Annotated in this window: 21 protein-coding genes; 6 read left to right on the top strand and 15 right to left on the bottom strand. The window is 63.6% G+C overall.

All coding sequences use genetic code 11. From position 1 onward, the window contains the following. The first annotated feature begins 100 nt into the window (after positions 1–100). On the top strand, positions 101–1,066 hold the full coding sequence (locus tag P5205_03375) for a serine hydrolase (protein ID HSA09391.1): 966 nt from the start codon (positions 101–103) through the stop codon (positions 1,064–1,066). A gap of 51 nt (positions 1,067–1,117) precedes the next feature. Here P5205_03375 and pyrH read toward each other — a convergent pair whose 3' ends face one another. The 4 genes from pyrH to P5205_03355 form a co-directional block, all read right to left on the bottom strand. After that, positions 1,118–1,843 carry a UMP kinase gene (gene pyrH, locus P5205_03370; GenBank protein HSA09390.1) on the bottom strand — a complete coding sequence of 242 codons (726 nt, stop codon included), beginning with the start codon at positions 1,841–1,843 and terminating at the stop codon, positions 1,118–1,120. A gap of 299 nt (positions 1,844–2,142) precedes the next feature. Then, positions 2,143–2,307 (bottom strand): hypothetical protein, encoded by a 165-nt coding sequence (locus tag P5205_03365; GenBank protein ID HSA09389.1) that lies wholly within the window; start codon positions 2,305–2,307, stop codon positions 2,143–2,145. A gap of 488 nt (positions 2,308–2,795) precedes the next feature. Continuing rightward, positions 2,796–4,268, bottom strand: coding sequence for a hypothetical protein (locus tag P5205_03360; protein HSA09388.1), 1,473 nt, complete (start codon positions 4,266–4,268; stop codon positions 2,796–2,798). A gap of 5 nt (positions 4,269–4,273) precedes the next feature. Beyond that, positions 4,274–4,900, bottom strand: coding sequence for a sigma-70 family RNA polymerase sigma factor (locus P5205_03355; protein ID HSA09387.1), 627 nt, complete (start codon positions 4,898–4,900; stop codon positions 4,274–4,276). A gap of 113 nt (positions 4,901–5,013) precedes the next feature. On the opposite strand from P5205_03355, the gene P5205_03350 reads away from it, so the two are divergent. Next, a complete protein-coding gene (locus P5205_03350) occupies positions 5,014–6,015 on the top strand; it encodes a type II secretion system F family protein (GenBank protein ID HSA09386.1) in 1,002 nt (333 codons plus the stop codon). A 122-nt stretch (positions 6,016–6,137) separates the two neighbouring features. Next, positions 6,138–7,928, top strand: coding sequence for a carbamoyl-phosphate synthase large subunit (gene carB / locus P5205_03345; protein ID HSA09385.1), 1,791 nt, complete (start codon positions 6,138–6,140; stop codon positions 7,926–7,928). Positions 7,929–8,018: 90 nt separating this feature from the next. Here the strand turns inward: carB and trxA are convergent, their stop codons facing one another. After that, entirely contained in the window at positions 8,019–8,351 is a 333-nt protein-coding gene (gene trxA, locus P5205_03340) for a thioredoxin (protein ID HSA09384.1), read from the bottom strand. 98 nt (positions 8,352–8,449) lie between these two features. Next, complete coding sequence (locus tag P5205_03335; protein ID HSA09383.1) at positions 8,450–8,869, bottom strand: hypothetical protein; 420 nt, start codon at positions 8,867–8,869, stop codon at positions 8,450–8,452. Positions 8,870–9,078: 209 nt separating this feature from the next. Here P5205_03335 and P5205_03330 point away from each other — a divergent pair, with 209 nt between their 5' ends. The 3 genes from P5205_03330 to P5205_03320 all read left to right on the top strand — a co-directional run bounded on the left by P5205_03330 (position 9,079) and on the right by P5205_03320 (position 14,144). Next, positions 9,079–10,659: a GDSL-type esterase/lipase family protein gene (locus P5205_03330; GenBank protein ID HSA09382.1), complete on the top strand. Its 1,581-nt coding sequence runs from the start codon at positions 9,079–9,081 to the stop codon at positions 10,657–10,659. A 345-nt stretch (positions 10,660–11,004) separates the two neighbouring features. Beyond that, positions 11,005–11,925, top strand: a complete 921-nt coding sequence (locus tag P5205_03325; protein HSA09381.1) for a PmoA family protein — start codon at positions 11,005–11,007, stop codon at positions 11,923–11,925. A 275-nt stretch (positions 11,926–12,200) separates the two neighbouring features. Continuing rightward, entirely contained in the window at positions 12,201–14,144 is a 1,944-nt protein-coding gene (locus P5205_03320; protein HSA09380.1) for an FAD-dependent oxidoreductase, read from the top strand. Positions 14,145–14,220: 76 nt separating this feature from the next. Here P5205_03320 and P5205_03315 read toward each other — a convergent pair whose 3' ends face one another. The 9 genes from P5205_03315 to P5205_03275 form a co-directional block, all read right to left on the bottom strand. Then, a complete protein-coding gene (locus P5205_03315; GenBank protein ID HSA09379.1) occupies positions 14,221–14,745 on the bottom strand; it encodes a hypothetical protein in 525 nt (174 codons plus the stop codon). Then, positions 14,742–15,179 carry a biopolymer transporter ExbD gene (locus P5205_03310; protein ID HSA09378.1) on the bottom strand — a complete coding sequence of 146 codons (438 nt, stop codon included), beginning with the start codon at positions 15,177–15,179 and terminating at the stop codon, positions 14,742–14,744. Before P5205_03310 ends, P5205_03315 begins: the two co-directional genes overlap by 4 nt. Positions 15,180–15,210: 31 nt before the next feature. Next, positions 15,211–15,912, bottom strand: a complete 702-nt coding sequence (locus tag P5205_03305; protein HSA09377.1) for a MotA/TolQ/ExbB proton channel family protein — start codon at positions 15,910–15,912, stop codon at positions 15,211–15,213. 12 nt (positions 15,913–15,924) lie between these two features. Then, complete coding sequence (locus P5205_03300; protein ID HSA09376.1) at positions 15,925–16,659, bottom strand: energy transducer TonB; 735 nt, start codon at positions 16,657–16,659, stop codon at positions 15,925–15,927. A 58-nt stretch (positions 16,660–16,717) separates the two neighbouring features. Next, the gene (locus P5205_03295) at positions 16,718–18,754 is read right to left on the bottom strand and encodes a TonB-dependent receptor (GenBank protein ID HSA09375.1); all 2,037 of its coding nucleotides are present in this window, start codon (positions 18,752–18,754) and stop codon (positions 16,718–16,720) included. A 334-nt stretch (positions 18,755–19,088) separates the two neighbouring features. After that, positions 19,089–20,345 carry a hypothetical protein gene (locus P5205_03290; GenBank protein HSA09374.1) on the bottom strand — a complete coding sequence of 419 codons (1,257 nt, stop codon included), beginning with the start codon at positions 20,343–20,345 and terminating at the stop codon, positions 19,089–19,091. Positions 20,346–20,836: 491 nt separating this feature from the next. Then, a complete protein-coding gene (locus P5205_03285) occupies positions 20,837–21,805 on the bottom strand; it encodes a TerC family protein (protein ID HSA09373.1) in 969 nt (322 codons plus the stop codon). A gap of 18 nt (positions 21,806–21,823) precedes the next feature. Further along, positions 21,824–23,005 (bottom strand): site-2 protease family protein, encoded by a 1,182-nt coding sequence (locus tag P5205_03280; GenBank protein HSA09372.1) that lies wholly within the window; start codon positions 23,003–23,005, stop codon positions 21,824–21,826. Positions 23,006–23,059: 54 nt separating this feature from the next. Further along, the gene (locus tag P5205_03275) at positions 23,060–23,407 is read right to left on the bottom strand and encodes an HPF/RaiA family ribosome-associated protein (protein ID HSA09371.1); all 348 of its coding nucleotides are present in this window, start codon (positions 23,405–23,407) and stop codon (positions 23,060–23,062) included. Between the last annotated feature and the right edge of the window lie 14 nt (positions 23,408–23,421).

The following is a 23,421-nucleotide window of genomic DNA, read 5'->3' as shown; positions in this document are numbered from 1 at the left end:
CTGATCTGCCCGCGGTTTCACGAACCAGTTCAAGCCTCGTATTGCCGGACATTTCCTTGCCAAACCTTGCCAGAAACACGGGTCTTGCTTTAATACGCCTGTGTCCACATCAATCCGCACTACCCTCACCGCGCTGGCTCTGCTAACTCTGCTGCCCGTGCAAACCAGCTCGGCCCAGACTCAACCCGCCCGCTCTGCCCGCCTCCAGGAGGTTGTGAACAAAGCTGTCGAGCACACCTTGGAGAAGTTTGCGGCGCAGAAGCTCGGCCCCGATCAGCTCGCCGTGACGCTCGTGGATATGCGCGACCCGCAGCAACTTGCGCAAGGCAGCTACCGGGGCGGGGAGCAGATCTACCCGGCGAGTGTCATTAAGCTATTCTACATGGTGGCTGCGCATCAGTGGATGGAGGATGGCAAGCTCAAGGATACCGCGGAACTTCGTCGCGCTATGCGCGACATGATTGTGGACTCCCTCAACGAGGCGACCGGCTACCTCGTGGATCTGCTGACTGGCACGACCAGCGGTCCTGAGCTGGGCCCGAAGCAGATAGAGCAGTGGTATTTCAAACGCAATGCCGTCAACCGGTACTTCGCTTCGCTGAGCTACACCAACATCAACGTCAACCGCAAGCCGTGGTGCGAAGGCCCCTATGGCCGCGAGATGCAGTCGGTGCAACTGCACAAACCCAACCACCGCAACTGGCTGACCACTGATGCCACCGCCCGGCTGCTGACTGGAATCGTCACCGGCCAAACGGTTTCCGCCGCGCGCTGCGCGGAAATGATGGAACTTCTCAAGCGCGATCCCACGCCCGGGTCCGGCAACAAGAATGACCAGGCCCATGCCTATACCGCCCTGGGCCTGCCACCCGGCGCGAAGCTGTGGTCAAAAGCCGGTTGGACCAGTGCAACCCGCCACGATGCCGCTTACGTGGAGTTGCCCAATGGCTCGAAGTTTATTCTCGTTACCTTCACCGTGGACCACGCCAGTGAACGCGACATCATCGCCACGGTCGCAAAGGCGGTGGTCGAATCCCTCCCCGCTCCTGCGCCAGCCGCAAAGTAAGCGCGCCCGCGCCGAGGAGACGCGCCCACACCCTCCTGGACGGGGGGGCGATCACTGCGTCACCAGCGTGCCTATCGGATCACCCATGACGACGCGCTTGAGGTTATGGGGCCGGAAGAAATCGAAGACGACGATCGGCAAGTTGTTCTCCATGCAGAGCGAGAACGCGGTAGTGTCCATTACCTTGAGCTGTTCCCGTATCGCTTTGGCGAAACTGATTCGCGAATACCGTTTCGCTTTAGGATCCTTCTTCGGGTCCCTGTCGTAAATGCCATCCACCTTGGTCGCCTTCAGGACGACCTCCGCGCCGATTTCGTTGGCACGCAAGGCTGCCGTGGTGTCGGTGGAGAAGTAGGGATTGCCGGTCCCGCCGCCGAAGATCACCACGCGACCCTTTTCCATGTGCCGCACGGCGCGCCGGCGGATGAAGGGTTCGGCCACCTGCGACATGCTGATGGCGCTTTGCACGCGGGTGGGCACGCCGATCTTCTCCAGCGCGTCCTGCAACGCCAGCGCGTTGATAATTGTCGCCAGCATTCCCATGTAGTCCCCCGTGGCGCGCTCGATGCCGCGCCTGCTGCCGCTCAGCCCGCGAAAGATGTTTCCGCCACCCACAACCAGAACTACCTGCACGCCCAGGTTGCGCACCTCGCGTATCTGCTCCGCCATGCCCGCTACGGCCTTTGGACAGATGTTCAACCCGGTCGGGCCGCCGAGGGCTTCTCCGCTTAGCTTCAACAGGATTCGTTTGTATTTGGGGCGCTTTGATAATTTCATGGCATCCATCCTAACTGTAACGGCCGATCCGCGCTGGACATTTAACACCGCCCGACCGGAACGTCAATTCAATGCGTGGCGCGGTGGCGCGATCGCAGCGCGTCTGCATGAAGGCGCGCGGGTATCTTGCCCGCGTGTCTGGCCCGCAATCCGCAAAGCGGGCCCGCGCTCGTGCGCCAGCTTCATGCATACGCGCTGCCACCCAGCGGCTCGATTTTCCCGTGCCGTTGCCGAGATGAGGGCCGGGGTGAGAGATTCACCCGGCCTCCGACCGGTGCATCGCCCAAGCGGAGAGTGTGTTACAGCTCCGCCAAACTCCCCTCGTCTCCAACAATGAACCGCCGGGGCATGGCCCGCAGGTGCAGCGGTCCTTCTCCCGCCCCGAACAGCAGCCGGAACACCTCCGCCTTCACCTTTAACCCGAGCAATTCCGCCAGCGCGCTCATGACGTGCGCCTTTGCCACACAATCGTGCGGTGATACCAGACAATTCAACCGCCCTTTTAGGCCGTTTCTGCGAAAGTCACTGCTTCCCGTAACCTCCCGGCCATCTAGTGGCCATCCAGTGGCCATCCAGTAGCCGTCCCGTCACCATCCCCCCCCACTATTGCCACTTTTGGCAGGTCTGCCTGCTGAAGCGTCGTGCCGCGCATGCCTCACAAAGCTCTTCCGCCGCCGAACGTCATAGCTGTTGCGGGCTAGAGCGCTTTAACCAACTCTGTAGCCGCGAACGTTAGTTCGCGCCATATCATCTCCTGCCTCCACGGTGTGCGCCGACTGACGTCGGCGGCTACACCATCTGAAGACGCTCTAGCAGCAGGCGCAGTGGGCAGGTTCAGCGCGTATGCCTGAAGCTGCCGGAGGAGACAAGCGGGCCAGATGCCCGCACGCCTTCATGCATACGCGCTGGCGCGATCGTTGCCGTGGAGGCGTTGTCAGGCTTTCAGGAGCGGTTACGGGGCGGCGGGAACGGCGTTGACCTCGACGGGTCTGCCGCTGCCAATTACCACCTTGCCGCTGATGTGCGTGTTGAGAAGTGGCACCACACCTGGCTCGATAGCGCCACTCCTGGCGTCAACAAGGCGGCTGCCGACGGCAAGGCTGGTGGCCGCCGACGGCTGGCGGGTCAGGTTGCCGGTGAAGACGAGCTTCTGCCGCAGAGTTCGATTCGTGCCGACGACACGGAAGGAGTAGTTCTCGATTAGCGGCTGTTGTGAAACAACGCCGATCGGCTCGCTGGGTTCGAGCCTTTCAACGGCTGTCCTGGCCGCCGGGGCGGCTGCCGGCGATTCGAGCTTTGCTGCGCGCGAGCGCCGGACCGAGTCGCCGGGCCGCATGTAGCCCGTATATACCGAACCATCCTCGTCGGTAATTCGCAGTTGCTGGCCGACCTGCTCCACCTCGAATGAAGCCAGCGCGGACTGTGCAGCCTCAGCTCTGTCCGCCAGGGCAACGGCTGCCCTGCGGTCCGGCGACACCCGTAGAAAGCGCTGCGAACCGCTGCCGCTCCTGGCTTCCTTCCGGGCTTGGGCGGACGATTTGGCCAGGCTGTTCTTCGCCTCCGAAGAAGCTGCGGCATGGTCGGCCGAGGCGGTGGAAGGCTGGGATTTGGAGGCGTAGCCGGAAGAGACAGTTCCTTCAGTTGTCACGCCCGCTGATTTTTCCGCGGCTTCCGTAGGAACTGCCGTGGACATCGTCGCGACGGGGGCGGGAGGCAGAGGCGCCGGGGCCCGGGCGGGTAGAGTCGGACTGGCCGCCAAACCGTAACGCTGTTGGAAGGCACGACCGGCACGGTCGGTTGGTCCTTGTGCGCGGGTGTCATCGGAAAATGCCTTCTGCTCGCCGACAGCCGCTTCCCGCTCCGAGGGTATGAGTGTGGATGCGAGCGGCACCTTGTCCTGGGAGTCTCTGCCCGTGTCTGCGGCTAGACGGCCATTCGCCAGCAGTGGAGCTTCAGATGGGGCTGGGGAGGCGAGCCTGCGGGCGGCAGCTTGATCGGTCCCCAAATGGGCCAAGGTCGAAGCCGCTGCCTCGGGAGCAACCGCTGGTTCAGAGGCTGGCGCAACTGGCGCGGGGGATGGCAGCGGGGGAGTCTCACTCCTCTGCAGGGCTTGTTCCTCAGGTGCGTTCCTGGTCAGGAGAACAACCTGGCTGGCCTTGTCCGGCGGAGGAAGCGAGAGCCACACCGCGACTGCCAGAACGGCAAAGATGCCCATGGCCCAGGCACAACGCGGCCACAACCGCGCCAGGAGCGGCAGTGTGGGCCGGGCTTCGGGCCGCGCCTTGGCAAACTGCCGCGTTACTTCACCTTGCAACAGCCGACGCGTGGCCGGGTGGAGCTCGAAGGGCGCGCCAGCCTCGTCGCGGCGTTTCTTCGCCGCGGCCTGCAGCAGTCTTTCTATCGGGCGTACCGGTTCGTTTGCCATATCAGCTATCGGTTAGACGGGATATCCGCCGGTTTTCCCCGCGCAAAGATGCTCCGCGCGATTGTCTCCAGGCGGTCCAGGCATTTGCTCAGGCGCGAGCTGACGGTTTTCGGGTTGAGATCAAGGGAGCGGCTGATCTCGTCGTAGCTCAGGTCGCCGAAGTAGCGCAGTTGGATGATCTCACGGCAAGGTTCTTCGAGCCGGCCGAGGGCCTCGTGGACCAGCCCGGCTTGCTCGGCATTAAGCAGCGCGAGGTCGGGCGCTGGGGCGGTGGCCGGCGGATCAATGGACAGCCCGCTCTCCGGGTCTTCCGCCTGGAGGGATAGGAGCGGCTGGCCGCCGCCGCGCTTGGCAGCGTGCTGCCGCTCGCGGTAGTCGCGCGCCTTGTTGGCCGCAATGCGGAACAACCAGGTCTGAAACTGGCTGCCGCCGTGAAAAGAACCGAGATTCCGGATGACCGACAGGAAGGCCTCCTGGCATATCTCCTCCACGTCCTCGCGCGAGAGGTCATGCCCAAGCTGGAAAACAAAGCGCGCCGCCGCCGCGTAATACCGGTCGAACAACTCGTCCCAGGCTTCTGCTTCGCCTCGACGGCAGCGCGCGAGCAATTCAGCTTCAGCATCGGAAACCATGTCCAGTGAGACTCTACCTGAGACCGGGACTCTGGGCAAACCCGCGGACTTGCACTGCTGTCCGCGTTGAGGCCAGAATGCGGCATAGCTGGCGCCTGCGTGGCGCCTGAATCATGCCGCTCATCATCACGCCCGGACAGTTGTCGCGTCGCGCTGACTTCTACCATCAGCTCGGCCAGCTCACCGGGGCGGGGTTTGGGCTGGTCCAGGCTCTGGGACAACTCCAACGCAGCCCCCCGGATCGATCCTACCGGCAACCGATCGGACGGCTGCTCGAGGAGATCGCCGGCGGCTGCACCCTGACCGATGCGCTCCAGCGCTGCGGCCATTGGCTGCCGGCCTTCGACACCGCGCTGCTGCGAGCGGGCGAGCACAGCGGGCGGCTGGACTCGTGTTTCCGGCTGCTGGCCAACTATTATACCGACCGCGCCCGCCTCGCCCGCCAGATGATCGGCGACCTGGCCTATCCGGCTTTCCTGCTGCACTTTGCGGTATTTATCTTCCCGTTTGCGCAGTTGTTCACCACGGGCAACTGGTTGGCCTACTTGAGCCAAACGCTAGGGGTGCTGGTCCCGATTTATGTGGCGGTTGCCTTAATGATCCTCGCCGCGCAAAGCCGCCACGGCGAGACCTGGCGCGCCGGGTTCGAGGCGATACTGCATCCGCTACCCGTGCTGGGCTCGGGGCGGCGTTACCTGGCGCTGTCACGCCTGGCGGCCGCGCTTGAAGCGCTGCTAAGCGCGGGGGTGACGATTATTGAAGCCTGGGAGCTGGCGGCGGCCGCGAGCGGATCACCGGCCCTGCGCCGGACGGTGCTGGCCTGGCGGCCGCAGGTCAACGGAGGCCAAACCCCAGCCGAGACTGTCGTGGCGTCAGGCTTCTTTCCGGAGCTCTTTACCACCCAATACGCGACGGGCGAAATCAGCGGGCAGCTCGACGAAACGTTGCGGCGCCTGCACGCCTATTACCTGGAAGAAGGCTCGCGCAAACTCCACGCGGTAGCGTGTTGGGTGCCGCGCGCTGTCTACCTTTGCATTGCGCTCATCATCGGCTACCGCATCATCCATTTTTACATGGGCTACTTCAGCATGGTGCGGGACGCGGGCGGATTCTGAGCGCCGGAGTCATCCTGCGGGTCTGCCGCCAGGGCTGGCATCGTTCCTTGTTCTTCCGCCGCCGAGTCAACACTCGACACCCAAAGCTCTTTTCGGCTTACTTTGCGGGGTTGCGACCGACCATGAACGCAGATCAACTGGCCAAAGCCAAGTCGCTCGGGTTCTCCGACCGGCAGATCGCCCATTTGACCGGGCAGACGGAAGACGCCGTCCGCGCCGAGCGCAAGAAGCTTGGGCTGGTGCCGAGCTACCGCCTGGTGGATACCTGCGCGGCTGAGTTCGAGGCTTACACGCCCTATTATTATTCAACCTACGACCGGGGCGACGATGAGGTGAAACCCAGCCAGCGCAAGAAGGTGATGATTCTCGGCGGCGGGCCCAACCGCATCGGGCAGGGCATTGAGTTCGATTACTGCTGCGTGCACGCCGCCTTCGCGCTCAAGGAGGACGGCTTCGAGACGCTCATGGTCAACTCGAACCCGGAGACCGTTTCGACGGACTACGACACCAGCGACAAGCTCTATTTCGAGCCGCTCACGCTGGAGGATGTGCTGCATATCTACGAGCGCGAGCAATGCTGGGGGGCCATCGCCCAGTTTGGCGGCCAGACGCCGCTGAACCTCGCGCTGGACCTCCAGAAGAACGGTGTCAACATCATCGGCACCTCACCCCAGAGCATCGAGATTGCCGAAGACCGCAAGCTCTTTGCGGCCATGCTGCAGAAGCTTCAAATTCCCCAGCCGCCCAACGGCATCGCCACCAGCGAGGGCGAGGCGCTCGCCGTGGCGAAGCGCCTTGGCTATCCAATCCTCGTGCGCCCGAGTTTCGTGCTCGGCGGGCGGGCGATGCAAATCGTCTACTCCGACGCCGAACTGCAGCATTACATGCGCTTCGCCGTCGAGGCCTCCCCCGAGCGTCCGGTGCTCGTGGACCGGTTCCTCGAAGACGCGACCGAGGTGGACGTGGACTGCATTGCCGACATCGGCAATTTCTACTACCCGAACCAGGGCACCATCGTCGTCGGCGGAGTCCTCGAGCACATCGAGTTTGCCGGCGTGCATTCCGGCGACGCGGCGATGGTTCTGCCGCCGCACACGCTCTCGCAACGCGTGATCGGCCTGATCCGGGAATACACCCACGCCATGGCCCGCGAGCTGAAGGTCGTCGGCCTGATGAACGTGCAGTACGCGGTCAAAGGCGACACTGTTTACGTGCTGGAAGTCAACCCGCGCGCCTCGCGGACGGTGCCGTTCGTGAGCAAGGCCATCGGCGTGCCGCTGGCAAAGCTGGCCGCGCGGGTGATGGCCGGCAAGACGCTCAAGCAGCTCGGGTTCACCCGGGAAGTCTGGCCGTCCTATTGGGCGGTCAAGGAATCGGTGTTCCCCTTCAATCGTTTCCACGGTCAGGACATCCTCCTCTCGCCCGAAATGCGGTCCACGGGTGAAGTCATGGGGCTGGACGACGACCTGGGGGTCGCCTATGCCAAATCACAAATGGCGGCGGGCGCTCCTTTGCCCGACAGCGGCCGCGTTTTCATCAGCGTCAGCGACTCGCACAAAAGTGAAGTTGCGGAGGCAGGCCGTCAATTTGCCGCGCTGGGCTTCGAATTGGTGGCGACCAGCGGCACCGCGGAGGTGCTGGAAGAGGCCGGGCTCAAGGTCCGCCGCATCTTCAAGCTCGACGAGGGCCGGCCCAATGCGGTGGACCTCCTCAAGAACCGCGAAATCCAGATCGTCATTAACACCCCGTCGGGCGCCATGCCTCATGCCGACGGCGTCAGGATCCGCACGACCGCCGTTTATACCGGCACGCCGATCATGACCACGCTCAGCGGGGCCAAGGCCGCCGCGCTGGGCATCGCCGCGCTGCGGCGGGGCGGTTATGGGGTCAAGACGCTCCAGGAATATCACTGATCGCCGGCGGGCCGAACGCAAAGGCCTGCCGCAGACTTCCCGCCGGCCATTTGAGAACCGGCGGATCGAATAACCGAGTCGCGCCGTCGCTCAGGCGCCAACGCGCTCGAAGCTGGCCTTGAGATCGCGCTTGCTGCGCAGGCCGACCATTTGGTCCGCCACCTGGCCCTGATTAAACAGCAGCAACGTGGGAATGGCGCGGACGCCATATTCGGCCGCCAGCTCCTGCTGCTCGTCAATGTTGACTTTGCCGATTCGGACGCGCCCGTTGTATTCCTCGGCCAACTCATCCAGGATCGGCCCGATCATCTTGCACGGACCACACCATTCGGCCCAGAAATCCACCAGCACCGGCGCGGTGGATTTCAACACTTCCGCGCCAAAGTTTTCCTTTGTCAAAGCTACAATATTGGGAGCTGCCATAATAATAAAGGTGACGGAACAGGAACCAGGCTAACCGTGCCACTCAATCGGAATCCACTGCGCCCGCGCTGCCGAAATCCAAACCCGTCAGCGCCGGCTCAGGTGTTCCAGATCCATTCGAACATGTTGTTCAGGGTGGTGAGAACCGCAATCACCCCAATGACGGCCGCCGCAATCGCGAGCGCGGTGTCCAGCGTGCTGAAGGCGGGACGGGCAGCGGCGGGCGCGACGGAACGCGGGGCGGCCGTGGCTGCGCGCGGCGCAGCCGGCGCGGGGCCGGTGGTGCGGGGCGCGCCCGCCACGGGCGCGGGAGCCGCGGCGCGCGGGGCGGCCGGGACGGCCGCAGCTGGCCCGCCGCCCGGTCCTCCGGGAGGCAGGGTCGGCAGCTTGATGGTCGGGGCGGCTGAGGGCTTGGGCGGCAAATTGATGCGGACCGTCTCCTTCTTGGGTTGGACTTTTCCGGTCTCCTTCTTCGGCGGAATCGCACCGCTCGGAATGCTAGGAATATTCTCAGCCATAAAATAGATTTCGCTCCAAGCTAGGGTTGCCGCTCTCGAGTGTCAAACCCTTATTCCAGCCGGAGCACCGGCCGGCGTCTTAGAGGCACCGCCGCGTGTTCTTGTTTTCAATGCTCACCCGCCTATGCTGGTGCTGGCAGTCCCAAATGCGCTTAACGGCTTGCATAGTGGCTTTGGTCCAGGCCCTGTTAACCGGGGCAGCGGTTGTTATGGGTGCCTGGACGGGAATGCCCTGGCCGGTAACGGCGGGAATGGGGCTGCTGGGTGTCGCCGCGATAGTGGCCGCCGCCCCGCTCGCCAGCCGGCGTTTGCGGCTCCGCATTTGGGCGTTGGCCATCGCATGGGTTTGCATCGGGATCGTGCTGGCGGGCGGAGTGTCGGCAAGCGGCGCGCGGGCCACGCTTGGCAGTTACCTGGACTACTACTACGTGGCGCTGGCGTGGATCATGGCCGCCGCCGTTTTCCCGGCGAGCCGTGCCATGCCCGGCGGCGAATCAAGGGGATGGTGGCGGCTGCTCGGGTTGTGCTGGGCCATGCTGGGCGGCGTGATGTGGCTGGGAGCTTCGTATTTGAACAATCACACTGGCGCCTTCTTCATGGGCTTGCTGATCCTTCTGGCCTTGCTGGTCCTGTGCCACTTCTGGTTCCGCCTGAGAATGCCGGCCCTTCTCGCGGTCAACACGTTCATCCTGCTTATCCTGGGTCTTCCCCTCACGGATCTCGCAGTTCGGTGCGTCAGCTCACTTCGCGGGGATCTCGACCCGCGCCGACAGTCTTACCTCTACGCCGCCGCGCAAGAAGACCCCGTCGCTTTCGGCCGCTGGTGGAATTCCTTCATCACCCAGTGGCGGCGGGCCGAACAGCAGTTCAAAGTGCCGGACCCCGACCCCGTCCTGCTGTTCCGGTTGCGGCCAAACACCCGCGTCCGGATGGCTCAAAGCGCGTTCGTCATCAACAGCCGCGGTTTTCGCGGCCCGGAGATCCCCGCGGAGAAGGGCAACGCCTACCGCATCGTGGCGCTGGGCGAATCCACCACCTTTGGCATTACGCTGTACCGGGAGCAGCGCCCGTGGCCGGAGTTGCTCGAGCAATTGATCCGGGAGCGGCTCAAACCTGCCCGCCCCGTGCAGGTTATCAACGCTGGCGTGCCGGGGTACCGGCTGGACCAAAACCTCTATCGCTTCCCGACGGAAATCCTGCCGCTCAAGCCGGATATGGTGATTTCCTATCACGGCATCAACGCCTTCAGCTCGCTGCGGGATGCCGTCCCGTTCGCCAGCGGCGCAAGCCCGCCGGCCTACACGCGCCGACCGCTTCGGCTGCTTGCCGACGCTGAATACCGCCTCAGGCTCATGCGTTCCCACAACCGCCGACCGCCAAAGCCCATCCCTGCGCCGGCGACGCTCACAGACCCCCTGGCAACACCTTACGCGCAGTTCTACCGGCAGTTGATCCAATTGGCCCGCACCAACAACATCCGGTTGGCACTGGCCAATTTCTCCATGGCCGTCAACGAGCGCAGCGCCCCGGCAATCGTTGAATTCTACCAGGCGGGTTATCCCAACGCGCCGTGGCAAATCCAAGCCAATCTCGTGCATTCCACGATTGTCCAAGCGGCCGCCGCGCAACACCCGGAGGTCTGCTTTGTGGATACTCGTCCTCAGCTTGACGGCGAGCACGACAAATTCATAGACCTTGTGCATCTTGCCCCGTCTGGCGACCAGCAACTGGCCGAGAGCTTCTTCCAGGCACTCCGGCCCATCCTGGAGCTAGACCTGCTCAGGCCTTAAACGCACCTCCCAGGCCAACCGGCGCACCGCCGTGTCCACCTGGAGAATCCGGTCGCGGAACCCCTTGCACCGCTCTGGAAGCCGGGCTCACAGCGTCGGCTCCCGCAGTTGCTGGCGGCGGCCTGCGGCTGGCTGGACGATGGCTTGTCAGTGCGGTGGTGCCCCGGTGTGTATCCCATGGGGAGCGCTCCCCATGGGATACACACCGGGGCACCACCGTCTCGTCACCGTAACCCCAGGCCAAAGGTGCCGGGGTCAGCGGGGACCGGAAAAGGCAGGTATTTCGCAAAATTGCCCGGCTGCTTCGTGCTTTCCAAGAGTCTCGCTTCGCCTTAAAAGTCTGGCATGAGTGCAGAACGATTAATCCTGGTCCCCCTGTTGTTCGCCGGCATGGTGGCACAAGCGGCGACCTTCCGCTTCACTTCAATCGACGACAAATCCTGCGGACTGTGGGAAGGAGAGAAGCCTGTTTTTGTCTATAACCACGGAGTCATGCTCAAAGAGGGCGTCCCGGCCGACCGGGCTCGCAGTTCATATGTTCATCCCCTTTATGGCTTGGATGGCGAAGTGCTCACCGATGATTTCCCGAAGGACCATTACCATCATCGCGGGCTGTTCTGGTCCTGGCCCCATGTGACAATAGACGGCAAGGATTACGATTTGTGGATGCTCAAAGGCATTCGACACGAGTTCGATCAATGGGAACAGGAAGCCAAATCGAGAAGAGCCGTGCTCAAAGTGCAGAACTACTGGGTGGCTGACGGGTGCAGGGTCATGAAAGAAGTCGCGGAGTTCACTGTGTTTCCCGCCACAAAGGATGCGAGGGCCATTGACGTAAAGTTCACCTGGACACCCCTGAAACAGCCGATCACCCTGGCCGGCGCCGAAGGGAAAAGCTATGGCGGGTTAACCTTGCGATTCGCTCCGCGAACGGACACGGTCATCACGACTCCTTTGGGCATTGACGAGAAAGACTTGCCGATGACCCGGTTGCCCTGGGCGGATCTGACGGCGGCCTACCCCGGAGTGGGTCGCCCAAGCGGCGCGGCGATCTTCATCTCCCCGAAGCACCCCGATTTCCCGCCCATGTGGCTCACGCGGCATTATGGCGTTCTGTGCGTGGGATGGCCCGGCGTGGAGGCGCAGACCTTTCCGGCCGGAAGGGACATCGTTTGCAGTTACCGGGTGCTGGTGCACAGGAATCTCCTCGGGAAAGACCAGCTCCAGAAGTTCTACGACACCTACTCGCGCGCTCAGAAAAAGTGAAGGCGGGGCCGTGAAGGGATCAGTTCATGCGAATATCAGTTTCTCGCCAGGTGGTATCACCTGTTGACAGGTCTGATCGCCCGCTAGCCATTGAGAAACTGCTGGCCGAGTGACTGGCCCTGGAATTGGGCTTGTCACGCCCGCCCAGTACTAAGCCAAAGTGGGCACCAGCCCGCCTGAGCACGCGCCGCTCCGCTGGTAACGGAATCGAGGGTGGACGAGGCTTGAATGCGGGATTGCTGGCGGCGGGGCTATTGGTATCGTCTTCGCGACACATGAATCGCAGGGACTTTCTCAGCCTTGCCAGCGCCACTGCCGGGTACACCGTGCTTGTCCGCGCCGATAACCTGGCTGCTGCGCCAGAGGACGGCTCCCGGGCCTTCGACGCGATTGCTCCGGCCGCGCCCCCGGCAGCGCGCTTTGCCGGCGAGCCGCACATGATCCTGGTGGACCTGGCGTGCGACGTGTTCGTGGCGGGAGGCGGCATGTCCGGCGTGTGCGCGGCCATCTCGGCGGCGCGCCATGGCGCGAAGGTGATCCTGGCGCAGGACCGCTCGCGGCTCGGCGGCAACGCCTCGAGCGAAGTGCGGATGCACATCGTCGGCGCGGATTGCAGCGGCAAGCGCCTCGGCTGGCGCGAGGGCGGGCTAATCGAGGAATTGCGGCTCGACGACGCGGCGCAAAACCCGCACCGCTGCTTCGAGCTGTGGGACCTGCTGCTCTACGACAAGGTCCGCAGCGAGCCCAACGCCACGCTGCTGCTCGATGCGACCTTGTTCGCGGCCGAGACGAAGGGCGGCGAAATTCAGCGGGTCATGGTGCGGTGCGACAAGACGGAGCACCTTTACCGCATCCGGGCGAAGGTTTATCTCGATTGCACGGGCGACAGCCGGCTGGCGCTCGAAGCCGGCGCGGAGCTGCGCTGGGGACGCGAGGCCAAAGGCGAGTTCAACGAATCACTCGCCCTCGACACCGCAGACCGGCAGACGCAGGGCTCGAGCATCCTCTTTACGGCGCGGGATTATGGAAAGCCCGTGCCCTTCACGCCGCCTCCGTGGGCGCGCAAAGTCACCCGGGAGCAGCTCAAGCTTCGGCCCATCAGGTCCTGGGAATACGGCTACTGGTGGATCGAATGGGGCGGGCAGCTCAACACGATCCGCGACAACGAGCGCATCCGTTTCGAGCTGTTGCGCATTGTCATGGGCGTGTGGGACTACATCAAGAATTCGGGCGACAAACCCGACAGCGCGAACTGGGGCATGGATTGGGTTGGGATGATCCCCGGCAAACGCGAGTCCCGCCGCATCATGGGCGACCACATCCTCACCCAGCGCGACCTGACGGAGGAAGACGTGCGATTCGAGGACGCCGTTTGTATGGGCGGCTGGCCCCTGGACGACCATCCGCCCAGCGGCTTTGACCGTTCGGACGAAAAGCCGGGCATCCAGATCTACCCGCGGCAGCCCTACAACATCCCGCTGCGTTCACTCTACAGCCGCAACGTTCGCAACCTGATGATGGCGGGGCGGAACATCTCCGCCAGCCACGTGGCGTTCTCCTCCACGCGCGTGATGTCCACCTGCGCCGTGATGGGCCAGGCCGCGGGCACCGCGGCGGCGCTCTGCACCCGCGCCGGCCTCGTCCCCCGCCAGCTCGCCCAGGACAACGCGCGGTTGGCCGAGCTGCAGCAGGTCCTCCTGCGCGATGACCAGACGATCGTCGGCGCGCGCAACGCCGACCCGAAAGACCTCGCGCGCCAGGCTGCGGTTTCGGCGTCGGACGAATTGCCGGGCGCCGAGGCCAGGCATGTCCTGGACGGCTGGGTGCGCGACCTGCCGAAGCGAACGGAGCACGTTTGGGCGGCCCGGATGTCCGAAAACGGTGCCTGGATCGAGCTGACCTGGCCGCAGCCGCAGAAGCTCCGCCACATCCAAATCACGTTCGACACCGGGTTCCAGCGGCTGCTCCGATTGACCGCGCAGGCCAGTTACAGCACGCGCATCATCCGCGGGCCGCAACCGGAGACGGTGCGCGATTACGAGTTGCATTGGACGGACGCGGCCGGCCGGACCCGCTCGCTGGCAAAAGTGGCCGGCAATTACCAGCGCTTGAACCGCCACGAGTTCACGCCCGTCGAGGCGAAGGCCGTCCGCCTGCATATCACCGCCACGAACGGCGCCGACACGGCGCGCGTGTACGAAATCCGCTGCTACGCTTAGAGCGGGCTCACCCGGGCAGCGCTGAGCAGGCGCCGCGCGCAAAAGCAACTTCCATCCGCTGGCTGTTCCCTGGAGGTCAAGGTTGACGCGGGAGTCGAGCTGAGTTGGTTGTTAGCTCGATAGAACGTTGGCGCCATGCCTCGAGGTTCGTCTCCAATTGGTGGTATCGCCCGACCAGGTCATTGAACTGACGCACGGCTGCGTTCCGGGCTTCGGCAAGTTGCTTGAGCTGGGCGGCATTCTGGCGCAACTGAGCATCGCGGGCCGCGACCGCCGCCGCCCAGTTGGTTACGCTCGACTTGAGTTGTTCGCACTGGGCGGCATATTGGCTCGCCTGGCGCTCGGCCGCGGCAAGCTGGCTGGCGGTTTGTTCCAGTTCGCCGGTGAGGCGGCTCAAATGGCCCTGGAGGCGCGACAAGTCCTGGGCCTGGCCTTCGTTCGTCTTGAGGTGTTGATCGAGCCGGGATTCCTGTTCACGGTGAGCGCGGTCCACCCGGATCAACTCAACCTGCATCCGCCGGTTGGCCTGCCACTGAACCACACAGAGCCCCAGGAGCACCAGAACCCCTAAGAAATTGAACCAGCGCAGAAACCGGTTCATGGCGCGCGTTGGGCGGTCGGCGTTCGGATCTCAAAGGCCACCTTGTCCACGCCGGCGGCATGCACCAGGTCCAGCACTCGGATGATATCGCCATGGCGAGCCTCCCGGTCCCCGCTGATGCAGACGCGGAGCGCCTGGTTGGTCGTGTGCCAGGCCGCCAGAGTGGTCATCAGTTCGCGGGATCCGACGGGTTTGCGGTCCAGGAAGACCACCCCCGAGCGGTTGACCGTGAGGCTGACCAAAGGCCTCATGGCTTCAGCGCTGGCAGCCGACGCGGTGGGGAGGTCCACCTTGACGCTCTTGAGGTTGACCAGGCTCAGGCTCACGAGCATGAAGGCCGCGAGCAGAAAGAACATGATGTCAATCAGCGGAATGATCTCGATGCGCGCCTCGGGATTATCGGCTGTGTGTTTGGTGCCAAGTTTGACCGGCATGAGTGGTGGCAGGAAGCTCGGTGCAGGTGGATCAGGAGCCGGGGGCGTCCGTGGCGGGGGAATCGAGGGCCCGGCCTTGCAGGACTCGTTGGCGAGCGAAGGCTTCCAGGTCATGGCCGTGGTGCTTGGCGGATTCAACCAGCAGTTCCACGTGGTTAATCGTGCGCTCCAATTGCCCGCGCAGTTGCGCCACCCGACGGTTGAAGTAATTGTAAGGCAGCAGCGAGAGAATCGCGATGCCGAGGCCGCAGGCGGTGGCGATCAGGGCTTCGGCGATGCCCCCGCTGACGCGGGTCGGCGCCAACTGTTCCTCCCCAACGAAGCTGAAGGACTGCATGATGCCGGTGACTGTGCCCAGCAGGCCCAAGAGCGGAGCAAGGGTGATCAGGGTGCCGAGGATCCATTGGCGGCGCTCGGCGTGGTCCAGCGCGTCGGAGGCCCGCAACTGCATGGCCCCCAGGAGGGAACTGTGGGCATGGGTCAGGCCCGCCTGGATGGTCCCTAGGAACGGGTCGTTGGGCCGGGCCGTCAGGCGCTGTGCCTGGTCGAAAGCTCCGGCAGCGATGGCGTCAAAACTGGCCTGAAGCTCGTCGGTCTGAGTGGCACGCTTCAGGTTCCACCACCACAAGGACCGCTCGACGATCACGACCAGCGCGGCCAGCAGGGCGAGCAATAACGGCCACATCACCGGGCCACCCCGGATAAAAAGGTCAATCACCACGTTGGCGAGCATAACAGTCTTGAGTCATTTCTGAAGCTGAAACTGGATGGGCACCTCGTAACGGCGCAGCGTTCCCGCAGCAAACCGCCAGCGCTGGCGCACCACCCGCAGGGCCGCCTCATTCAAAAGCGGCCAAGGCGACGGCGCAACCACTTCTGCCGCGACCACGCGCCCATCCTCACCCACCAGGAGACCGATGCGCACGGTTCCTTCCTGGCCCGCACGCACAGCTGCGCGTGGATACTCGGGAGCCGGTTGCGTTCCTTCCCCCTGCCCCAGTGTCAGGGATTCGGCCGCCGGAGCCGGGCTGGCGGTGGTGGCACGTGAAACACGAGGCTCGAACCGCATGGCTTGTGTTGTGGCCAAGACCGCGGAGGGGAGGTCGGCTGGCACGGCGAAGGCGACGTTGGCCGGCGAGGGCGCCATCGGTACAAGCGCTGGGATTCGGTGCGCTTCCGGCCGAGCAGGCACGAGGGCAAACGGGACTGTGGCCTCGCTGGCGGGCGGCTCAGGCAGCGGCGCCGGCAGCTCGACAATGTCCACATTCACCAACTGGGCCTGAAGCGGAAGCGCCGGCGGCGCCTGAACCGGCCGCGGGTAAGGCAGGACTAAACCCAGAACTCCCACGGCGGCGCAACCCAGCCACAACACAAGCGTGATGATCGTTCCCGGCTCCGCCTCTTTGATCTCGCCCCCCGCCCCCGACGGACTCAACCTCCGCCCTGCCGGGCGTATGAGTTTGAAAACGACGGTCTTCATGCGAGTGACTTGGCACGGCAGCCGGGAGCCCGGGGGGCTGCCCGCTCCGTGAGCCTGGCTAGAACCTCAGTGAGGCGGTCACAACAACGCCGCGGCCCGGTTCATTGACTCCCGAGCCGTGAATCCGGTAATCCTGGTCGGTGAAGTTCTCCAGCGCGGCGGTAACAGTCACGTTGCGGCAGGGGTTCCAGCCGGCGCGCAAATGACACACGGCGTAGCCGGGCGTCCCGCCCTCCGGAATGCGCTGGGTGTCCCGAATATCGTTCGGAGCCAGGCGATCCTGCTTTTCGGCGACGGTGGCGGCGAGTTCGGCCCAGAACCGGCCTTTGGGTTCATTCCAGCGCAGGCCGGCATTGACCGTTGTGGGCATCAGACGACTCACCGGATCGGTGAGATTGGCTCCCCCCGCGACCACTGGGGAGTCCAGCTCGCCGCGCATCCAGGTGAAGTTGGCCCATAGCGTCCAATCGCGGTGCAGCCTGACACTCCCAACCAATTCGACTCCATGCACGTAGCCGGCGCCTGAGTTTTCCTTATTGACGATGAGATCTCCGTTTGAGGTGGTGCCGCCGGTAGGGACCCGCACAATGACGTCGTCCATGAACGTGTAGAAGTAGGCCGCCTCAGCCGAGAAACGTTCGTAGTCCATCTTCACGCCGACCTCCGGCGAAAGAAAGGACTCCGGTTTCAGCCCGAACGCCGGAATTTCCTGCTCGCCGCTTCGCGCGATATCAAAGCGGGTCAGGTCCGACAGGTTCGGCGCTCGGAACCCCTGGGCTGCGCCGGCATAGAAGGTCCAGTGTTTGGCTTCCCCGGGCTGGTAGCTCAAGCGAACGTTGCCGACGAGATTCTCCCAGGAGTCCGCCATGCTCATCAGGGCGTCGGTATCGGGATCCACCACTTTGGCCGCGTCCATGGCCGCGTAGGTGAATCGGCCGCCCAGCGTCAATTCCAGGTGATCGTCAAACAGGGGCAGGCGATTCTCCACAAAGACCCCCACGAGGTCATAGGTCGCATCGTCAGCCACCGGCCCCTGATAGCGTATGGTAGTGAGGTTGCCGGCGCTGTCATAACCGCGATAGGACGAATTGACCCAGTCCCGGTAATACTCCGTTCCGTAAACCCAGCGGCCGACCGGTGAAGGGCTCGCCAGTTGCAGCGATACGCCCAGTGTGTTGACGTCAACATCCTGCACCTCCCGGTTGCCGGCCCCGCGGATACGATCCTCCTGCTCGCCCTGGTAATGTCGCGAGAGGCTGGCGTGAACCTCCTCGGCAAAGCCTGGCAGATCCACCGCGTGGTATTGGAGGTAGTCGAGGTCGCGCGCCTGGTCAAACAGCCGCTTCTGATCGTCGCCGCGGGTGGTGCCAGACCAAAGCACGCCATACACCGTGGAGTGGGTGCGCCAGGCATCATCCAGCCGAACCGTCTGGTGCCCATACACCAGGCGGGAATTGGGGGTCAACAGGTAGTCCACCTTGGCGTCGAAGTCCCATTCATCGTATCCTGACTGCGGCTGCCGGCCCACTTCCTCGCCGCCACGCAAATCGCCGAACCGTTTGATGGAGCCCCCCACATGCATCCCTATTTTCTCGTCATATTGGGCGCTCAACTCCGGCCGGCCCATCTGCGATTCCTCCGCCGAGGAGAACCGGTAGAACAAACCCCCGTTCCAGTCGAATCCCTCCTGATAAGCGTCGCGCCCTCTGCTGATGGCATTGACGGTTCCGCCGATCGCGTCGCTCCCATACATCACAGAACTGGGGCCGCGCACCACTTCCATGCGGTCCAGTGACAGGGAGTCGATCGTGTTCCAGTACTGGTTGGGCCCATCGCGGAAGGTCGAGTTGTTCAACCGAATGCCGTCGATCAACATCAGCGTGCGAAAGCCCGTAAACCCGCGCAAGTAAGGCGATCCCTGCCCATGGGAGGTCTTTTGCAGCATCACGGAGGGCAACTCCCCCAAGGCCTCGGGCGTCGTGCGGGGCATCATGCGATCGAAGTCCGCGGGACCAACGGTGCTGACGGAGTAAGGCAGCAAAAAAGGGTCCTCTTCCGTGCGCGTGGCGGTCACGACCATTTTGGGCAGTTCCATTGAACGATCTGTGTCCGCCCGGGACGGCGATAAATTTTCGGTGGCATTGGTTGCTGCTTGAGCCAAAACAACTCCCGGGGCAAGCGCGAGCTGCAGGAACATCACTGTTTTAGGGCAAGCTAACGGCACATTCACTGGCGGCATCGTAGAGAAATCCTCAAGCTTGGCCAGTTCAGAGACGGGATCAGCAGATGGCGGTGGGGCATCTCTTGTGCAGTTCCGCACTCAGGATTCGCCCGGCGCGCGCGTTGGGCGCCTCGGTCCTCAAGCTCGAAGACCTGCTTCAGCCGTCAAAGGAGCCTCGCTTTGGCCCCTTGTGCCAGCAGGCAGGGGCTCACAATACCTGGAGCAAAACTCCCTGGCCCGGGGCCAGCCAGTAATAGGGCAAAGGGTAAGGCTTGTGTTCACCCGTCCGCGGCGAGACAAACTTCACCGCCGAGGGTTTCGCGTAGAACTCGGGCTGGCAGTTCATCGAGGTTTTGAGGCTCTTGTTCACGATCAGCACATAACGGCTGCCATCCGCATGGGTGAAGTCCCCAACGACCGCCTCGCCATTGACAGCTTTGACCAGGTTGGTGCCGGCCGACGCCTGGTTCCCGACGGGCACCTTGCCGAAGTGATACACGCTATCGCTGCGCAATTTCATGTAAGTGGGCGCGAGGTTTTGGATCTGGCGATTGCAGTTGCGAAGCCAGTGCCAGGTCAGAGTCTTTTCGCCGAACTGATCCAGCGGGCCATTGCGGAAATTGCCAAGGTCCGGCGCGTCGAGCATGGACAGCTCTTTCGAGCAGAACTTGTAAAATGCCAGGCCACTCACACCGTAGGCCAGGGAACCCCAATTCTGGAGGCGCACATCCACCTCCGTAAGCTCGCGATAGCTCCAGTGCGGCGCGGTCAAAACAATGTTCCAGTAGGGCAGGCCGTGCTTGCGCGAAACATCCCGGACCGCGGCCAGGTTGCTCCAGAAGACGTCGCTGAAGTCGTTATCGCCAGCCAGCACGTATCGGTCATACGAGATGATCGTTGGTTTGCAGGTATTGATGAAGCCTTCGACGTAGCGCAAATAATCCGCGCCATCGCCCGGTAACAAATTGATGTAGGGCCATTTCCCGGGAGCGAGTTCCTTGACCGCGGCAACCGCTTTTGCGAGTTCGGAAAACTCGTGCGCACCCGGCTCGTCTTTCAGATGATATCCCATCACCGCGGGATGCTTCCCCACCCTGTCCACCAGCGCCGGCAGGTGGCGCCGGGCCGCCTCCCCATCATAGGGGCGGGACCAGTTCGTGCCGGCGACGCTCTCGTCAAACACGACCGCAAGCAACCCGTGATCCCGGCACACGTTGAGCATATCCGGGCGCACAAACGCCACGCAGGTGATGCCGCAGTCCCGCATCGCCGCGGCGGTCTTCGCATCCGGCAAGTCATCCCAGGCCATCAGCGGGAACACGTTCGGCGGATGGTAGGTTGGCCCACCGGCAGCGAGCACCGAACCAGTTGGGGCGCCCCAAATCAGAAGAATGGCGGCGAGCGTCACAACCGGACGCCAGAGAGCGAAAGACCCGGCAGCGCGGAAAATGTTCGCTTTCATCATACCGGCGGCACCGTAAAGCGCACCGGACGACCTAATCAAGCCGTTTAACCATTCCGACTTCCAGCCCGAACCCTGTCCAAATTTTGGACAGTTATGTTGCCTGCTTGCCCGCTCCAGCCCCCGCTGACCCCGGCATATTTGGCTTGGCGATACGATGCCGACATGGTGGTGCTACGGTGTGTATCCCATGGGGAGCGCTCCCCATGGGATACACACCGTAGCCTGGCCGCACTAACACGCCATTCTCCAGCCAGCCGCAGGCCAATGCCAGCGTGTGAACACCTCGGCGGCATCCTCCCCCGTCCGGCGGGAGTGCCGGAGGCAAGAATGGTAAACCGGGACGGGGGATTGGCCCCGGAGCATCCCGGAAATCCGCGCAAAACCGGACATATGGTGAATTTCACCAATAGGCTCATTCCCGCAGCGCATCGTGCCAGCGGACGCGCAAGAGACGATTCCCTGCTATCAGTATCTGGCTCGGTTTACCCCATTTACCCTTCAACTTCCTGGCTTCCCTTCGGGACCATGGCTCCGGCAAACACTACCGGCCGCGCCGGCCGCAGCAGCGATGCCACCACCGACACCGCCAGGATCAACGCCACCACCCCCAGCGACACCAGCGTGTCTATCTTGTAGGCCGTGTGTGCCAGCAACATCTTCACCCCCACAAACGCCAGCACCGCCCCCAGCCCGATCTTCAGGTAGTGGAACTTGTCCATCACCCCCGCCAGCGCGAAATACAGCGCCCGCAGCCCCAGGATCGCGAATACGTTCGACGTGTAGACAATGAACGGGTCAGTCGTAACCGCGAAGATGGCCGGAATAGAATCCACCGCGAAGATCAAGTCCGACATCTCCACCAGCAGCAGCACCACAAACAGCGGCGTGGCGTGTCGCCGGCCGTTTTCCCACACGAAGAACTTGTCCCGCCGGTAATCGGCCGTGACCGGCATCAGCCGCTTGAACCACCGCACCACCGGGTTGCGCTCCGGGTGAATCTCTTCCTCTCGCTTTGCCATCATCTTGATCCCCGTCAGGATCAGGAACGTTCCGAAGAGATACACCACCCAAGTGAACTTCGTGATCAGCGCTGCTCCGGTCGCGATCATGATCGCCCGCATCACCAGCGCTCCGAGAATCCCCCAGAACAGCACCTTGTGCTGGTAAGCCGCCGGCACCGCGAAATAGGAGAACAACAGCGCGAACACAAACACATTGTCCACGCTCAGGGACTTCTCGATCAGGTAGCCGGTGAAGAACTGCAGGGCCTTCGGCGAGCCGTAGTGGTGCCACACCCACCCGTTGAACACCAGCGCCAGCGCCACCCACACCACCGTCCAGGCAAGGGACTCCCGGAAGGTCACCACGTGCGCCTTGCGGTGGAAGACGCCCAGGTCCAGCGCCAGCATCGCCAGCACAAAGGCGTTGAACCCGACCCAAAGCCAGACTTGCTCCGTCATGCTCTATGCCAAATTGCCCTAAGCGTAGCCCCGCCTGCCAAGGCGGCTCAGCGGAACCTCGGAGTGGACCAGGACGGGCGGCGCGCCGTGGCCCTTCTCCCGCGGAGGCGTGCGCCGCTTCCGTTGCTGCTCCAGGGCGGACCGCACCATGAAGAACTCGCCCACGTTCTCCGCCGTCAGCAGGCCCACCAGGCGTCCTTCGCGCAACACCGGCCGGCTGAATCCCCGGTCCGGGTTCACATGCGCCATGGCCCAATCCAGCAGTTCATTCGCCTCCACCATCTCGAACTCCTGCTCCATCGCTGACGCCACCGGGGCCCCCTCGCCATGCTCCCCCAGCGCCCGCAGCAATTTTGCGTGCGGTAGCATGCCCGCCACCCGCCCGTTTTCCACGACCGGGAAGTCCTGCTGCGAACCCGCCAGCAGCAGCCGAACCGCCTCGCCCAGTGAATTCCGCGGCGACAGCGTGCGGAACTCAGTCTGCATCGCGTCCCGCACCAGGCACCCGCCCAGTGCCGCCTTCAACTGCACCGCGGCCGCCTCCTGCGCGGCGCCGATCCATACAAAGAACGCGATAAACAGCAGCATCGGGTTGGTGAACAGGCCGATCGCGCCGAAGAGCAACGCCATCCCCTGGCCGATGCTCGCCGCAATGCCCGTCGCCCGCGCATAGTCCATCCGCATTGCCAGCAGCGCCCGCAGCACCCGGCCCCCGTCCATCGGAAAGGCCGGCAGCAGGTTGAACAGCACCAGCAATACGTTCACCGTCATCAGGCGCTCGATGAGGCTGCCGGTAGTGGTGGTCAGCGTGCCCAGCGGCTGCCAGGCGCCGCTCAGGTGCAGGCCCAGATACAACCCCGCCGCGATCACCACGTTCACCAGCGGCCCCGCCACGGCCACCACCAGCTCCTGCGACGGCTTCTCCGGCATCCGCTCCAGCCGGGCCACGCCGCCGATCGGCAGCAGCGTGATGTCCCGCGTGGCAATCCCATACCGCCGCGCCGCCAGCGCGTGCCCGTACTCGTGCAGCAGCACGCACAGGAATAACCCGCAAAAGAACAGCACCCCGGTAAACGCCGCCCCCGCCGTCCGCCCGTCCAGCCAGTGCAATACCCCAACGAACCCCAGCAGGAGCAGGAACGTCACGTGGATATACACGTCTATCCCCATGATCCGACCAATCTTCAATGACCATTTCATATTGCCAGTTCTGTGTTTTCGAGATGAGTTCCGATCGCGGCGATCTCCCTGAAGCTAGCGCCCCCAACCGCCGGCCCGGCGGGCCGCGGGCGTTTGCTGGTTGCTTCTGAGCCTCCGCACAGGCTTGCGTTCGCGGTGCCGGAGTCGCGTGTCCAGATTTGTCAGCGCCTTGCCGATGGCGGCCCGGATCGTGTGGTCGCGGCCTTCCACCCGCAGATCCGGACCGGGCGTGACGATGTGAATCGCCACGCGGTAGGCCGGGCTCCTTTCCCAGCGGCACTCCAGTCGCACGCGCGCCTCGTCAATCTGCAAGCGCGGCTCAAAGGCCAGAATCCGTTCCTCCACCAGTGAGTCCAGCTCAGCCGTGGATCGCAGGTTTTCATGCTCGGTGATTAATCTCATATTGTTGCCTTGGG

Source organism: Candidatus Paceibacterota bacterium, from assembly GCA_035452965.1.
In the GTDB taxonomy this organism is placed as follows: Bacteria; Verrucomicrobiota; Verrucomicrobiia; order Limisphaerales; family UBA8199; genus UBA8199.
The sequence above is the reverse complement of the archived record's forward strand: the minus strand, read 5'-3'. Positions and strand labels throughout refer to the sequence as shown.

What these genes read in the sequence shown, in the direction of transcription:
- P5205_03275 (HSA09371.1), bottom strand. Translation starts at nt 23,407, where the DNA reads ATGAGATTAATCACCGAGCATGAAAACCTGCGATCCACGGCTGAGCTG.
- P5205_03285 (HSA09373.1), bottom strand. Translation starts at nt 21,805, where the DNA reads ATGACGGAGCAAGTCTGGCTTTGGGTCGGGTTCAACGCCTTTGTGCTG.
- P5205_03325 (HSA09381.1), top strand. Translation starts at nt 11,005, where the DNA reads ATGAGTGCAGAACGATTAATCCTGGTCCCCCTGTTGTTCGCCGGCATG.
- pyrH (HSA09390.1), bottom strand. Translation starts at nt 1,843, where the DNA reads ATGAAATTATCAAAGCGCCCCAAATACAAACGAATCCTGTTGAAGCTA.
- P5205_03310 (HSA09378.1), bottom strand. Translation starts at nt 15,179, where the DNA reads ATGCCGGTCAAACTTGGCACCAAACACACAGCCGATAATCCCGAGGCG.
- carB (HSA09385.1), top strand. Translation starts at nt 6,138, where the DNA reads ATGAACGCAGATCAACTGGCCAAAGCCAAGTCGCTCGGGTTCTCCGAC.
- P5205_03355 (HSA09387.1), bottom strand. Translation starts at nt 4,900, where the DNA reads ATGGTTTCCGATGCTGAAGCTGAATTGCTCGCGCGCTGCCGTCGAGGC.
- P5205_03350 (HSA09386.1), top strand. Translation starts at nt 5,014, where the DNA reads ATGCCGCTCATCATCACGCCCGGACAGTTGTCGCGTCGCGCTGACTTC.
- P5205_03315 (HSA09379.1), bottom strand. Translation starts at nt 14,745, where the DNA reads ATGAACCGGTTTCTGCGCTGGTTCAATTTCTTAGGGGTTCTGGTGCTC.
- P5205_03290 (HSA09374.1), bottom strand. Translation starts at nt 20,345, where the DNA reads ATGATGAAAGCGAACATTTTCCGCGCTGCCGGGTCTTTCGCTCTCTGG.
- P5205_03300 (HSA09376.1), bottom strand. Translation starts at nt 16,659, where the DNA reads ATGAAGACCGTCGTTTTCAAACTCATACGCCCGGCAGGGCGGAGGTTG.
- P5205_03280 (HSA09372.1), bottom strand. Translation starts at nt 23,005, where the DNA reads ATGAAATGGTCATTGAAGATTGGTCGGATCATGGGGATAGACGTGTAT.
- P5205_03360 (HSA09388.1), bottom strand. Translation starts at nt 4,268, where the DNA reads ATGGCAAACGAACCGGTACGCCCGATAGAAAGACTGCTGCAGGCCGCG.
- P5205_03295 (HSA09375.1), bottom strand. Translation starts at nt 18,754, where the DNA reads ATGGAACTGCCCAAAATGGTCGTGACCGCCACGCGCACGGAAGAGGAC.
- P5205_03320 (HSA09380.1), top strand. Translation starts at nt 12,201, where the DNA reads ATGAATCGCAGGGACTTTCTCAGCCTTGCCAGCGCCACTGCCGGGTAC.
- trxA (HSA09384.1), bottom strand. Translation starts at nt 8,351, where the DNA reads ATGGCAGCTCCCAATATTGTAGCTTTGACAAAGGAAAACTTTGGCGCG.
- P5205_03335 (HSA09383.1), bottom strand. Translation starts at nt 8,869, where the DNA reads ATGGCTGAGAATATTCCTAGCATTCCGAGCGGTGCGATTCCGCCGAAG.
- P5205_03330 (HSA09382.1), top strand. Translation starts at nt 9,079, where the DNA reads ATGGGTGCCTGGACGGGAATGCCCTGGCCGGTAACGGCGGGAATGGGG.
- P5205_03305 (HSA09377.1), bottom strand. Translation starts at nt 15,912, where the DNA reads ATGCTCGCCAACGTGGTGATTGACCTTTTTATCCGGGGTGGCCCGGTG.